Source organism: Enterobacter sp. BIDMC109, from assembly GCF_001037885.1.
Taxonomy (GTDB): domain Bacteria; phylum Pseudomonadota; class Gammaproteobacteria; order Enterobacterales; family Enterobacteriaceae; genus Enterobacter; species Enterobacter hormaechei_C.
Window position 1 is genome coordinate 607315 of the sequence record NZ_KQ090002.1, and the last position, 13639, is coordinate 620953.

11 protein-coding genes and 1 pseudogene are annotated in these 13639 nt (G+C 49.6%); 4 read left to right on the forward strand and 8 right to left on the reverse strand.

Annotated features, from left to right (window positions below):
• Positions 1-44: 44 nt before the first annotated feature.
• The 4 genes from SK62_RS02915 to SK62_RS02930 form a co-directional block, all read right to left on the reverse strand.
• Positions 45-443: a VOC family protein gene (locus SK62_RS02915; RefSeq protein WP_012561111.1), complete on the reverse strand. Its 399-nt coding sequence runs from the start codon at positions 441-443 to the stop codon at positions 45-47.
• Between the two features lie 43 nt (positions 444-486).
• A complete protein-coding gene (frmA, locus tag SK62_RS02920; protein ID WP_017384070.1) occupies positions 487-1596 on the reverse strand; it encodes an S-(hydroxymethyl)glutathione dehydrogenase in 1110 nt (369 codons plus the stop codon).
• 34 nt (positions 1597-1630) lie between these two features.
• Positions 1631-1906, reverse strand: coding sequence for a formaldehyde-responsive transcriptional repressor FrmR (gene frmR, locus SK62_RS02925; protein ID WP_017384071.1), 276 nt, complete (start codon positions 1904-1906; stop codon positions 1631-1633).
• Positions 1907-2019: 113 nt separating this feature from the next.
• A protein-coding gene (locus tag SK62_RS02930; protein WP_223195083.1) for an IS1 family transposase occupies positions 2020-2717 on the reverse strand; the annotation gives its coding sequence in 2 pieces (ribosomal slippage) (positions 2020-2468 and positions 2468-2717; 699 coding nt in all).
• Between the two features lie 400 nt (positions 2718-3117).
• Between SK62_RS02930 and SK62_RS02940 the strand changes: the two genes are divergently transcribed.
• Complete coding sequence (locus tag SK62_RS02940) at positions 3118-4101, forward strand: acrylyl-CoA reductase (NADPH) (RefSeq protein WP_023280857.1); 984 nt, start codon at positions 3118-3120, stop codon at positions 4099-4101.
• Positions 4102-4163: 62 nt separating this feature from the next.
• Here SK62_RS02940 and SK62_RS02945 read toward each other — a convergent pair whose 3' ends face one another.
• Positions 4164-4820: an acrylate utilization transcriptional regulator AcuR gene (locus SK62_RS02945; RefSeq protein ID WP_023280966.1), complete on the reverse strand. Its 657-nt coding sequence runs from the start codon at positions 4818-4820 to the stop codon at positions 4164-4166.
• Between the two features lie 423 nt (positions 4821-5243).
• Positions 5244-5540, reverse strand: a complete 297-nt coding sequence (locus SK62_RS02950; protein WP_023314851.1) for a helix-turn-helix transcriptional regulator — start codon at positions 5538-5540, stop codon at positions 5244-5246.
• Between the two features lie 858 nt (positions 5541-6398).
• Between SK62_RS02950 and SK62_RS02955 the strand changes: the two genes are divergently transcribed.
• From SK62_RS02955 to SK62_RS02965, 3 genes and pseudogenes are all read left to right on the forward strand, one after another.
• Positions 6399-9674, forward strand: a complete 3276-nt coding sequence (locus tag SK62_RS02955; RefSeq protein WP_023314849.1) for a P-loop NTPase fold protein — start codon at positions 6399-6401, stop codon at positions 9672-9674.
• 204 nt (positions 9675-9878) lie between these two features.
• Positions 9879-10208 (forward strand): hypothetical protein, encoded by a 330-nt coding sequence (locus tag SK62_RS02960; protein WP_000140246.1) that lies wholly within the window; start codon positions 9879-9881, stop codon positions 10206-10208.
• Between the two features lie 114 nt (positions 10209-10322).
• Positions 10323-11333 (forward strand): annotated as a pseudogene (locus SK62_RS02965) (radical SAM protein); the annotation flags it as partial.
• An 86-nt stretch (positions 11334-11419) separates the two neighbouring features.
• Here SK62_RS02965 and dkgA read toward each other — a convergent pair.
• Positions 11420-12247, reverse strand: coding sequence for a 2,5-didehydrogluconate reductase DkgA (gene dkgA, locus SK62_RS02970; protein WP_003862493.1), 828 nt, complete (start codon positions 12245-12247; stop codon positions 11420-11422).
• Positions 12248-12352: 105 nt separating this feature from the next.
• A complete protein-coding gene (gene yqhD, locus SK62_RS02975; protein WP_003862492.1) occupies positions 12353-13516 on the reverse strand; it encodes an alcohol dehydrogenase in 1164 nt (387 codons plus the stop codon).
• Between the last annotated feature and the right edge of the window lie 123 nt (positions 13517-13639).

Below are 13639 nucleotides of genomic sequence, written 5' to 3' on the forward strand. Positions count from 1 at the left end.
TTTCCCCTGACCGAAGCCAGGGGAAGTATCTTTAAATCCGGACGTCAGATAAACGTATACGCCGTGATTTTGTTACCCGCCGGATCCCGCAGGTAGGCAGCATAGGCCCCGGGAAGGTGACCACGCGGGCCAGGTTGACCTTCATCAGCTCCACCGGCGGCAAGGCCGGCAGCATGGAAAGCATCAACCTCTTCCGGGGTGGCAGCAGCGAAGCCGACAGTCACCCCGTTAGCGGAAGGTGCTTCACCGTTGCCCGGACGGGCAATGATAAATGCCGGCTTTTCGCGGCCATAGAGTACCCAGCCGTTGCCAAACGGGCCGAGGTTATTGATACCAAGCGTGCCCAGGACGACATCGTAAAATGCGGAGGATTTCTCGACATCGGCTGCGCCAATGAACACATGAGAAAAGATGCCGTCACCAGAAATTACCGGAGTTGTCATTTTCCACTTCCTTCAGTTTGAGTTGATTAAAATTCTGATGGGATCAGTAATGAATCACTGTCCGGATAGATTTGCCTTCATGCATAAGCTCGAAGGCGTCATTGATTTCATCCAGTGTCATCGTATGGGTTACAAATGGCTCAAGGTCAATATCCCCCTTCATGGCATCCTCGACCATACCGGGGAGCTGAGTGCGGCCTTTTACTCCGCCAAACGCGGAACCTTTCCATACGCGCCCGGTGACCAGCTGGAAAGGACGGGTGGAAATCTCCTGTCCGGCCCCTGCGACACCAATGACAACGGACTGCCCCCACCCACGGTGAGCACTTTCCAGCGCTGCACGCATGACGTTAACGTTACCGATACATTCAAAGGTATGGTCAATACCCCACTTGTTGATATCCAGCAGAACATCTTTAATCGGTTTGTCATAATCATTCGGGTTAATGCAGTCAGTGGCCCCGAACTGACGGGCCAGGTCAAATTTTGTCGGATTAGTATCGATAGCGATAATACGTCCCGCTTTTGCCTGACGGGCCCCCTGTACCGCAGCCAGACCAATTGCCCCCAGACCAAAAATGGCAACTGAATCGCCCGGCTGCACTTTAGCCGTGTTATGGACGGCGCCAATACCGGTAGTCACGCCACAACCCAACAGGCAGACGTGTTCATGGTTCGCCTCCGGGTTAATTTTTGCCAGAGAAACCTCGGCCACAACGGTGTATTCACTGAATGTGGAACATCCCATGTAGTGGTAAAGAGGCTGACCGTTGTATGAAAAGCGAGTGGTCCCGTCAGGCATCAGTCCTTTGCCCTGAGTCTCGCGAACCGATACACAGAGGTTCGTTTTACCGGACTGGCAGAATTCACACTCCCCGCATTCAGCGGTGTAGAGCGGAATAACATGGTCACCCGGCTTCACACTGGTGACGCCTTCACCAACTTCAACGACGATACCGGCTCCCTCGTGGCCGAGAACCACCGGGAAAACGCCCTCAGGGTCATTCCCTGAGAGGGTAAAGGCATCGGTATGGCAGACACCTGTGTGGGTGTTTTTAATCAGCACCTCGCCTTTTTTAGGCGGAGCAACATCAATTTCAACAATCTCCAGGGGCTTCCCTGGTGCAAATGCAACAGCGGCACGTGATTTCATACGTAATATATCCTCAATGTAATAATGGCCTCACCTATTTAAGATAGGCACGAACCAGCTCAATCGTATCGTCAACTGATTTACTGACTTCATGACTGTAGCTGTCATTCTGGTCAAAGGTTTCCCGTATGTGGCTCTCCAGCACCTCTGCCATCAGTCCGTTAGCGGCGCCCCGGACGGCGGCGATTTGCTGGAGAACGGAACGGCATTCAGCGCCACTTTCAAGTGCTCTTTCCAGAGCATCAATCTGACCCCGGATACGGCGAACCCGGGTTAGGACCTTTTTTTTCTCTTCAGGAGTACTGGGCATTGCTTACCTCACTGCTCTGTATTTCTTATACTATAGGGGAGTATTACATTAAGATCAACACATACCCCACTATAGTATAATAAATATATCAGAGCACCGGTAATGACTCCAACTTACTGATAGTGTTTTATGTTCAGATAATGCCCGATGACTTTGTCATGCAGCTCCACCGATTTTGAGAACGACAGTGACTTCCTGCCCAGCCTTGCCAGATGCTGCCTCAGATTCAGGTTATGCCGCTCAATGCGCTGCGTATATCGCTTGCTGATAACGTGCAGTTCTCCCTTCAGGCGTGATTCATAAAGCGGCCAGCCATCCGTCATCCATACCACGACCTCAAAGGCCGACAGCAGGCCCAGAAGACGCTCCAGCGTGACCAACGTGCGTTCACCGAATACGTGCGCCACAACCGTCCTCCGTATCCTGTCATACGCGTAAAACAACCAGCGCTGGCGTGATTTAGCGCCGACGTAACCCCACTGTTCGTCCATTTCCGCGCAAACAATGACGTCACTGCCCGGTTGTATGCGTGAGTTTACCGACTGCGGCCTGAGTTTTTTAAGTGTCGTAAAATCGTGTTGAGGCCAACGCCCATAATGCGTGCACTGGCGCGACATCCGACGCCATTCATGGCCATATCAATAATTTTCTGGTGTGTACCGGGCTGAGAGACGGTGTAAGTGAACTGTAGCTGCCATGTTTTACGGCAGTGAGAGCAGAGATAGCGCTGATGTCCGGCAGTACTTTTACCGTTACGCACCACGCCTTCAGTAGCTGAACAGGAGGGACAGCTGATAGAAACAGAAGCCACTGGAGCACCTCAAAAACACCATCATACACTAAATCAGTAAGTTGGCACCATTACCCGAATTACCAGCGTCTGCTCTTGGCACGGAGCGGACCTATTTACTGAGCCGAAGGTCCGCTCAGACTAACTCATTAAAGCCTGGTTGTTTTATCGCATCATCAGCCGTGTTCTGAAGCATTAGCTATGTATCTTCAGGGATGCTGATTTTCCCTCTGCACCAGATAAACCAGAATACAGTTTGATGTCGGTCAAAAAAGACAGCTTTAAGTGCATGAAATGAATAATGTTTCTTGAATGCTGGCAAAGCACTGGGATCGTAGTGTTGATTATTAGACGATCGGTCAATATTATTTATTGACGACTTAATGACTGAACGGTAAACGCCCGGACAAACGAGGTGAACGTGTTTAAATCTTTATTAATCAACAAAACAGATGGACGCTATAGTGCGCAACTTGCTGAAATCGCTGAAAGTGAACTACCGCAGGGGGATGTGGAGGTCAATGTTGACTATTCATCCATCAACTACAAAGACGCACTGGCCATTACGGGCCGGGGCCCAATCGTCCGACGCTTTCCCATGGTGCCCGGCATTGATTTTACCGGTACAGTGTCCGCCAGTTCACATCCCGAATATCAGGCCGGAGATAAGGTTCTCCTGACCGGCTGGGGTGTTGGGGAAAAACACTGGGGCGGACTATCCGAAAAAGCACGGGTAAATGGAGACTGGCTGACGCCGCTCCCGGCTGGCGCTAACGGCAAACACGTAATGGCAATCGGAACAGCTGGGTTTACCGCGATGCTGTGCGTAGACGCACTTCTGAATCATGGTATTAAGCCTGAAGATGGTCCGGTACTTGTTACCGGTGCCAGCGGCGGCGTCGGGAGCATTGCGGCCATGATCCTTGCATCAATGGGGTACCGCGTTACGGCGTCTACTGGACGCCCGGAAGAGGCTGCCTGGCTCTATAAAACGGTCGGTGTGGACGAGATTATTAACCGTTCCGAGCTCTCCTGTCCCGGAAAACCGTTACAGAAAGAACGCTGGGCTGCCGCCATTGATACAGTCGGTAGCCATACGCTCTGCAATGTATGCGCCGGGGTGCGTTATGGCAGTATTGTTGCAGCCTGCGGCATGGCACAGGGGATGGAACTAATGGGGAATGTGGCTCCGTTTATCCTGCGTGGCGTCACGCTGAAAGGGATTGACAGTGTCATGTTCGCGAAGGAAAAAAGAGCGGCGATCTGGCAGCAGGCGGTACAGTATTTACCGGAGTCCAGACTGGATAGCCTGACCACCGTTTATCCGCTGAGTGATGCCATCAATGTGGCCGAAAAACTTCTGAGTGGCGGAATTCGTGGCCGGGCAGTAATTCAGTGTAGCTAATGAAGTGGAAGCCAGGCTCAGCCTGGGTTTGATAATTATTATCAGGGGCTGCGGCCCCTTTTTTACTTTTCAACAGCCGTGTCCTTAGAGGGCTGATAGCGTACTGACTTTTTGAAATAGCTCCAGAAGTCGTACACAGGCTGGGTTGAGCAATAAAGTTTGGCACGCATTACGGCACCCTCCCAACTGCTCCAGAAAATGGCCGCCAGTTGCGTATTATTCATATCGGAACGGATTTCGCCCGAAGATAACGCGTCGGACAGACAGCACGCCACAAGCGCCTGCCAGCGCTCAAGTATTTCGTGGAGCTGTTTGATAAAGGACAGTGGAAGACCCGGACTCTCCTGCATCATATTGCCAACCAGACAGCCCCGGGTGAAATTGTACTTTTTAATGCCGTCGCAGGCATCGTCGATGAAATTTTCCAGACGCATCATTGGTGTGAAGGATGATTCATACAGATGTTTTTGGAGTTTATGCACAAAGAAACTGTCATAGGCGCTCAGAACAGTCTGGGCATACTCTTCTTTGCTCTTGAAATAGTAATAAAATGAGCCTTTAGGAACACTGGCATTTTTGACAATGGCATCGACTCCCGTTGAAAGAAAACCATTCTGCGTGAGCAGTTCAAGCCCGCTTCGGATCAGGTCATTACGGGTATCTGTATAGGTACTCTCTGTTTTTCGTGGCCTGCCTCGCCCACGAATTTCGCCAGTCATGACTTTGCTCCTGCATTTTATTAACGGAAAAGAATAAGTGATTTTGCGCGGAGGCTTCAATCAGTTTATCCCCGGCGGTGACGAGGTGGCCACCTATGCCGACTGGACAGGGGACTGACTATTGCCATAACGCCATCGCAGGTTGCTTCAGTAAACCTGCTAATCCCGTACAATGGCGAATTCGCTATATCCGCTTCTCGCACTTAGCTGCCATAAATCGGCCAGGCAATCACAGGTCATTTCTGTCTCGCAAAGAAGGTGCCGTTTCTGCTTTGCGTTGACACCCCTAAATATTAGAATTAAAAGGAGAGAGTTACTGGAAAAAGGCAGCGGAGGCAGTGACAATCGTGGCTTGAAGCCACTACTCGATGGATGCGGACATGTAGTTGGCGTCATTCGACAAAACTAGCAAACTTCTAATAGTCACCATTTCTCCCGTCTGGCGGGAGTGCTGTCAAATGCCCCCCTCATCTCTGTGTGGGAAATGAAGGGTGAAGGGGAAATAGATGACAGCGTTATTTCTACGCCCAGAATACTGAATACCTTGTACAGACGATCAATACTGGCGCTAGCAGGGTTTGCTTCCAGGCGGGCATAGGTTTGCTGCGTTACGGCAAGCCTCTCAGACACATCTTTTTGCGTGAAGCCCTTGATTTTGCGAAACCCGATTAGCACAGGTCTGAGCTGGTTCAGCGTTTTTATCGGGAACTGATTATTCATAAGTGACCTGCCTCGCAGACTGAGTAGGGAGTACCGCCCTGTAATACAGCAGGTAAGGTGTATTTTGTGTTATACAGACTATAGGCTGTAAAACCTTTATTGAAAAGATGCTGATGTTCCAGGGGCATGCCGAGCATGGACGATTTTCTGCGGGGCGGTATTTCGCTACGGGGGAGATTGCGTTCGGGCAATGTACCGGTGTAAAAAACGTCAATTTTTCAAAACCGCTGTTATCGGGATAAGCTGAAAACTCCGAAGGCAGACACAGCCACGAATAATGTCAGACTTAAACTCTGTAGCTGTCTTCTTTTGCCTGTAAATAACGTCTAGTTTGACTCTGATGAAGGCTGTACCAGGCAGAGAACATGTCACTCTCGGGGCCGGATGATAAAATGTGTTCAACTGGCTGGGCAGGGTAATAGCGAAGAACGTTCTCTGAAATTCGATTCAGCTCAGCGTAACGTGCGCTGTAGGTATGTATAATCCATTGCATCAATTTTGCATCCGTATTATTCGCAGATTACACACAAGAAGCTTAACAATGGCTGAAAGAGTGAGCAGGGATATGTAACAAAAACAAGGGCTTCAAGATGAACTGGATAAAACCGGAGCAGAGCAAGCCCTGTTCCGGTTTGTCAGGCTTTGGAATTTCTTCCAGGCCCCTGCAGCTAGTCACAACAAACACATTAATGTTTTCATTGCTTCAATTCAATATTATTGTGTGAAAGGGATTCCATCGAAATCGGCTTATGCATGCTTAAAACTAAACTGCCCCGGCTGCAGTCATTTGGTTGCTGTGGGCTCTGTACTGTGTCTAATAGTGAAAGAATCTTACGTTATAACGAAGGAAATTGCTGAATGACTCTACGATTGCAGACGGAATCACCCGCTGACCAGGATATGTTTAGAGGCAGCAGTCATGAAAAAGTTGCAGAGAATGTGGCTCAGATCATCAGGACACCTGATGTCAATATTATTGGTCTGGAAGGTGAGCTGGGTTCAGGTAAGTCAACAATATTGAAGTTCCTGCAGAAAAAGCTTAAAGATGATTTTACGTTCATTAACTTTGATGCAGAACGTTACCATCATGGCTCAACTAAAAAAGCGCTTATCGATGTCATCCACCACGGGGTCAGCCTACAATGTCCGGGCTCCCGGGATGTGTTGGATAAGTATAAAAATCTGGCTCTGGGTAACATCGTTGAATACGACAAGAGGGTCAGCAGCAGGCTAAGCTGGTTGACCGTCGTTTTTATTTTACTGTCATTGCTTTCCGTGCAGATGCTTCGTTATGTGCTAACAGACCTTAATCAATATTTTACTAACAAGGAGTCATTATTAGGGTGGCTTTTTTATGTTGAGGTGGCCGCGTTTCTTTCTCCTGCCATTATGGTCGCAGGACTGGCATGCCTGCAGAACATGGAATGGTACAGAAAGAAAGGGTATTCGAGTATTGGTGATTTGTTCAAACGCAACAGTACTGACAGGATTGAAGAGACTTGGCTAGTTAATAAGGAGGTCGGAGCTATTGAGCTGGCTGAAGCTCTGCAGGGATTTACCTCCAAAGAGGTCATTTCCCATGGAGATCGCTTCATCCTTATCATTGATAATCTGGACCGAATCAGTGCAGACAAAGTGAAAGAGCTCTGGAGTGATATGGAGCTTATTGCCGGAGCCACTCATGAACACTTCAGGATAGTGGTGCCCTATTCGGCAAGACAGGTTTCAGCCTCACTTTCTGTGGCGGGTTTCAGCGGGCGTGAGTTTATTGCAAAGCGGATTCCTGTAAGTTTTCAGGTTCCTCCTCTTATTTCGGCAGGATGGCAGGAAGCGTTAAGGCAGTACTGGAAAGAAACAGTAAATGAGGATGCAGGGATAGCGTGCCGGGAAGCAACGGTGTTGCTTGAGCGCTGGAAACCCTCTGAGTATCCTCGTATCACACCGCGATTAATGAAGAAGTTTGTTAATGATATTCATATTCTGAACCTTACCGTTCCTGCAACAGAAGATCATCGCCATATTCTTATTGCTCTCTACTTACTGGTGGTCAGATACGGGGAGCGAGATATTAAAGTATTACTTCGCGATCCCAAAGCTAGTCAGACCGAACCCGGTATTGCTCCGGATGATTTTGACGAGATGCTCTCGCTAACTTATCAACAAATATCCCGAATTTTTAATAACGATACAGAAAGATGGAGCGAATTTCTGATGAGCATCCACTATCAGTCCACGGTGGAGCTTGCCAGGAGCGAGTTGCTTGATACGCCTCTTAAAGACGCGATTGGTGCTATAAATATCCCACGGCTTGAAGAACTGACGGCCTTGTGGGGTTTCGCTGAAGCATGGCAGCGAGTGGCACCACATATTCAGATGCGAGACTGGCTGGTTTCTTATAGCCGGATGGATGAGAAGTGTCAGGCTCTCGCCGAACCGCAACTCAAAGTCGCAGTGCAAATGCTGAATCAGAGTTATGCTGTTTCACTCAGAGAAAAGAATGATGAAGGTTTCGTATTGAGTCTGCAGAAACTGATGGCTGACGGGCGGATAAGCCTAGAGCCTTTCGTCGAAAGGCAAATATCGTTTATTGTGAGTAAACTTGATGAAATTCAGGATTCAGAAAAATTGGAGGCTGAATCCACGCAGACGTTGCTGCAGGAAGCTGATTCATACTCTGTTCTGGCCGGTGAATCACTACTGAATAAAATGGAGAATTTTGTAGATGGCGTATTTTATGTGGAATACCTTGTCAATAATGAAGAGACCTTGTCAAACCTGAAAATTGGCACACTAGATATCGGAAATCACGGTCGGGAGGAGATGTTACGCTATGGAGCTGAGCAACCTCAGATAGACCTTTTTAATCCGGGAATTATCCGGCATATCAATATTGCATCGAAGGCGGTACAGAACGTAATTGGAAAGAATGATGGTACAGGTGGGGCTCAGGTTAGCTCTGCAATAATGACGCTTAAAAATCGTCAGGTTGTTGAGGACGTTATCCATTTCAGAAAAATTGTTCTGAGCCCGGACTGGAATAATAATGTTTTAAATCAATATTATCTTAATAATACGGCGACGAGGAATCTCTTCCCTGCGGAATTTGCTGCACAGGCTGTTGCTCACATGGTGCTCCATGGTAACTATGCCGGTATCGAGTCGTACAGTGAACATATTGGTGAGGAACGGTTTGACCTGGCTTTGGCTGCATATCTTCGTTATCTACGTACTGCCGAGAGTATCTTTATAGCACTTAAGGATAAAAATGTTCTGCCGTACATCAAAAATGCTGTTGGCAGGATTGTTGATTTAGGTCTTCTGGTGAATATACCTGTCCTGAGCTTTGTTAAAGGTCAGTATGACGTCATCAAAGAAGCTACAAATGCAACCTCTCTTTTAATATTTGTGCGAGAGCGTCAAAAAGCACTGTCAGAGAAAATAATTGAGTCTGATGTGAATGCTATGGGTCCAGTATTTCTCCATGACGTATATCAGTCAGGTGAGCAGTTTGATATTTTGAAGAAAAAGCTGAACGCCCTGGCATGTGGAGTATTTAGTTCTTCTGAAAGGCTTATTGAGTGTTTTACGGTTCTTCCTGTGAACATGCGCTTTATCCTTGAACAAATGCAACTTCAGGGGCAGCATATCCGGATGGAAGGTAGTGTGGGTATCTTTGCATCATGGTTCCGTGATGCAGAGCCAGACGTTGTCACAAATGCCGAGAACATTCATTTCCTGTGGTCTTGCCTCGACGATACCCAGAGAGAGACTGTACTTGATGAGTTGCACGATGTCTTACTTGAAAGACATATTCGTATTGACAGCCGTATTGCGATTATTACCCGTTTTCATAATGAGTTGTCGTTTATTGAACCTGAGAAGGCCGTTGAACGCAGGGCTATTGCGGCGCTGTTTAGCGCTTCTGTTGATAATGTATTATTGTCTCAATGGCTTGACCGTCAGACGTTTTCATTTTCATCATGGTCTCCGGAGGACGCCCGTACGGCAACGAGTTGTATAATGAATAACTCGGAGATTTTTCCTCTCATCTGCAGGAATTCACAGTATATTAAAAACAGAATGTTACCAGAGAAAGCGGACGTTACAGAAGATAGTGATACGTTTCCGGACTGAGTTCGTTCTTTAAATCCTATACCTGAAGACCACAGCGGTGGTCTTTGGGAGTTTTTTTATTGCCTGATATACATTAAGCATGTTATATCTTGCTAAGAAATAATCATTCAGGGATTAATCATAACTACTGAAGTTATGTTGTGTTCTTTTCTTTTAAAAATAAATTATTCAGATTTATTTTCTATTGATTTAATGAGGTAGGGAATGACAGAAAGTGCTTTGCTTTTGCGAGAGGCATTTAATGAATCGGTTAACTATATGACATGGTCTTTTTATTCACTGATAACTGCTTACGTTTCGATGGCTTTTTATGATAGAGTTGAGGTTAAGACCCGAATAAATAATTATCTGAATAAGTTACTTTTCGTGATTGCTATGTCCGTTTTTATCCCAAATATGTACTTTGTTTCAATGGTGTTCAGTCAGAAGTTAGGCACCGCAGCTGGCGTTGCGTCATTCATTATTGGGCTACTTTTCATGATGTTAAACTCGGCGCCTGTAATTACTGGTATCGTACAGCAGCGCAAAGATTGAGTTTTATGAGTATAGTCAGTTGGGTTTTCATCTGTTTTATCAGACTTAGAAAAATGAAATCTTTCAATTCATTGATTTTAAACGCAAAAAAATTTCTAAATGATCAGAATTATAGGGTGCTCGCTCTGTTCGATCACCGAACACGAAGGCCGTATTATTCAGAGCCGTTCCGAAGAGTCGATTGTTAACGAGATCGAAGCGATTCGCGACACGGTGCCGGGCTTTACCGGCGTGATCTCCGATCTGGGTGGTCCAACGGCCAACATGTACATGCTGCGCTGTAAATCGCCGCGCGCCGAGCAGACCTGCCGTCGTCTCTCCTGCGTCTATCCGAGCATTTGCGAGCATATGGACACCAACCACGAGCCGACTATCAATCTTTACCGTCGCGCCCGTGACCTGAAAGGCATCAAGAAGATCCTGATCGCCTCCGGCGTGCGTTACGACATTGCGGTGGAAGATCCGCGCTACATCAAAGAGCTGGCGACGCACCACGTTGGCGGTTATCTGAAGATCGCCCCGGAGCACACTGAAGAAGGCCCGCTGTCCAAAATGATGAAGCCAGGCATGGGCAGCTATGACCGCTTTAAACAGCTGTTTGATACCTATTCAAAACAGGCGGGGAAAGAGCAGTATCTGATCCCATACTTCATCTCCGCACACCCCGGCACCCGTGATGAAGACATGGTGAATCTGGCGCTGTGGCTGAAGCAGCGTCGATTCCGTCTGGATCAGGTGCAGAACTTCTACCCGTCGCCGCTCGCCAACTCGACGACCATGTATTACACCGGCAAAAACCCGCTGAGTAAGATTGGTTATAAGAGCGAAGACGTGGTGGTGCCGAAAGGGGATAAACAGCGCCGTCTGCATAAAGCGCTGCTGCGCTATCACGATCCGAAAAACTGGCCGCTGATCCGTCAGGCGCTGGAAGAGATGGGGAAAAAGCACCTGATCGGCTCGCGTCGTGATTGCCTGGTGCCAGCGCCAACGCTGGAAGAGATGCGCGAAGCGCGCCGCCAGAACCGCAACACGCGCCCGGCGCTGACCAAGCACACGCCTATTGCGCATCAGCGTTCGAACGGTGTTGCGGGAACGAAGAAGAACGTAAAACGTAAGACCGGTTAAACCTGTAACAATGCCCGGTGGCGCTGCGCTTACCGGGCCTACAGGTCTAACCCTCTCCCCTCCGGGGAGAGGGCAGGGTGAGGGGATCACCCGCCAAACTGATCCGGGTCCGGCCCAAGCCGTTTGCCCTGATCCAGCTTCGCAATTTCACCCAGCTCGTCTTTATCCAGGCGGAAATCCCAGACGTCGAAGTTCTCGGCGATACGCGATGGCGTGACCGATTTCGGGATCACCACCAGACCGCTATCCAGATGCCAGCGAATGACGATCTGCGCCGGGGTTTTACCGTACTTATCCGCCAGTTCACGGATGATTTTCTGGTCAAACACCCCTTCGCCGCCCTGGGCCAACGGGCTCCAGGATTCGGTCTGGATCTTGTGCGTGGCGTTCCATGAATGAAGCTGGCGCTGCTGCATCAGCGGGTGCAGCTCAATCTGGTTAATCACCGGCGCGACGCCCGTTTCATCAATCAGGCGTTGCAGATGATGAACCTGGAAATTACAGACGCCGATGCTTTTTATCAGCCCCTCTTTTTGCAGTTCAATCATCCCTTTCCAGGCATCAACGTAATGGTCGATAGCCGGTACCGGCCAGTGCATGAGATAAAGATCGACGAAATCGAGCTGGAGTTTCTCCAGACTCTCCTGCAACGCTTCGCGGGGACGCTTTTGATCGTCGTTCCACAGCTTGGTGGTGATGAAAAGCTCATCCCGGGGAACGCCGGCGCTGGCAAGCGCTTTTCCCACGCCGTCCTCGTTTTTATAGGCGGCGGCGGTATCGATGGACCGATAGCCGACTTCAAGGGCTTTATGAATGGCGGAGACGACCTCGTCGTTACCGGCTTTCCATACACCTAGCCCCAGCTGGGGCATCACGTTGCCGTCCTGTAGCTTGATTACGGTTTGGTTTGCCATTTTTCCTCCTTCAGGTGCTCATCGCCGGAGGGAACCTCCGACGATGTGATGTGCATTAAGTCTGGACGAAATGTCAAAAAACGAAAGTCAGGATCCTAAAAACGCTTAGCGTGCCGCTTCGTAAATACGACGGCTGACGTCCAGGGTGATGTCGCCATGCTCGCCGATCTGCGTCATACCGTGTGCTTCCAGTTTCGCCAGCAGGGCAGGGATGGAGCTGCCGTCCAGGCCGTAGCCAGAGAGACGCGTTGGCACGCCCAGGCTTTCAAAGAAGTGACGGGTGGCTTCAATCGCGGCATCGATACGCGCATCGTCGGAACCGTCGGTGATGTTCCACACGCGTTCGGCGTACTGGAGCAGTTTGGCGCGTTTAGCGTCACGTTTTTCGTTCCACAGCGCAGGCAGAACCACCGCCAGCGTCTGGGCGTGATCCAGGCCGTGCATCGCCGTTAGCTCGTGACCGAGCATATGAGTAGCCCAGTCCTGCGGCACGCCTGCGCCGATCAGGCCGTTCAGCGCCTGGGTGGCAGCCCACATCACGTTGGCACGCACGTCGTAATTTTCAGGCTCTTTCAGCGCTTTTGGACCTTCTTCAATCAGCGTCAGCAGAATGCCTTCCGCGAAACGATCCTGAATTTTGGCGTTTACCGGGTAAGTAACGTACTGCTCAACGGTGTGAACAAAGGCGTCGACCACGCCGTTCGCCACCTGACGCGCAGGCAGGGTATAGGTGTAAACCGGATCGAGGATCGCGAACACGGGCTGAACGTGTTCGTTCATAAAGGCCTGCTTGTCACCGGTGGTTTTACGGGAGATGACCGCGCCTTTGTTGGACTCTGATCCGGTGGCCGGCAGCGTCAGCACGGAGCCCATCGGGATCGCACTACTGATGTCGCTGCCGCCCGTTTCCAGAATATGCCACGGGTCGATGCCGTCAGCGTAATGGGCCGCCGCCGCGATGAATTTGGTGCCGTCCAGCACGGAACCGCCGCCCACCGCCAGCAGGAAGGTGATTTGCTCCTCACGGGCGATTTTTACCGCGTTCATCAGCGTTTCATAAGATGGGTTAGGCTCGATACCGCCGAACTCGCGCACGTCCAGACCTTCCAGAGCGCTGTACACCTGATCCAGTACGCCGGTTTTTTTCACGCTGCCGCCGCCGTAGGTAATCAGGACGCGGGCGTCCGTCGGGATTTGCGCGCGCAGGTCAGCGATAGCGTTTTTACCAAACAGAATGCGGGTTGGGGTATGAAGATTAAAGTTGTTCATGGCTTGTTCCCTGTAGTGGGTAAAAAATCGTGGTGGCGCAGAAGGCAACCTGATGCTGCTCATTGTGGCGGGCAGGCGCTATCCTCTCAATGCACATTCCTGCCGATGTCTTGCCCATTTCTA

What these genes read in the sequence shown, in the direction of transcription:
- SK62_RS02915 (WP_012561111.1), bottom strand. Translation starts at nt 443, where the DNA reads ATGACAACTCCGGTAATTTCTGGTGACGGCATCTTTTCTCATGTGTTC.
- frmA (WP_017384070.1), bottom strand. Translation starts at nt 1,596, where the DNA reads ATGAAATCACGTGCCGCTGTTGCATTTGCACCAGGGAAGCCCCTGGAG.
- frmR (WP_017384071.1), bottom strand. Translation starts at nt 1,906, where the DNA reads ATGCCCAGTACTCCTGAAGAGAAAAAAAAGGTCCTAACCCGGGTTCGC.
- SK62_RS02945 (WP_023280966.1), bottom strand. Translation starts at nt 4,820, where the DNA reads ATGACTGGCGAAATTCGTGGGCGAGGCAGGCCACGAAAAACAGAGAGT.
- SK62_RS02950 (WP_023314851.1), bottom strand. Translation starts at nt 5,540, where the DNA reads ATGAATAATCAGTTCCCGATAAAAACGCTGAACCAGCTCAGACCTGTG.
- SK62_RS02955 (WP_023314849.1), top strand. Translation starts at nt 6,399, where the DNA reads ATGACTCTACGATTGCAGACGGAATCACCCGCTGACCAGGATATGTTT.
- SK62_RS02960 (WP_000140246.1), top strand. Translation starts at nt 9,879, where the DNA reads ATGACAGAAAGTGCTTTGCTTTTGCGAGAGGCATTTAATGAATCGGTT.
- dkgA (WP_003862493.1), bottom strand. Translation starts at nt 12,247, where the DNA reads ATGGCAAACCAAACCGTAATCAAGCTACAGGACGGCAACGTGATGCCC.
- yqhD (WP_003862492.1), bottom strand. Translation starts at nt 13,516, where the DNA reads ATGAACAACTTTAATCTTCATACCCCAACCCGCATTCTGTTTGGTAAA.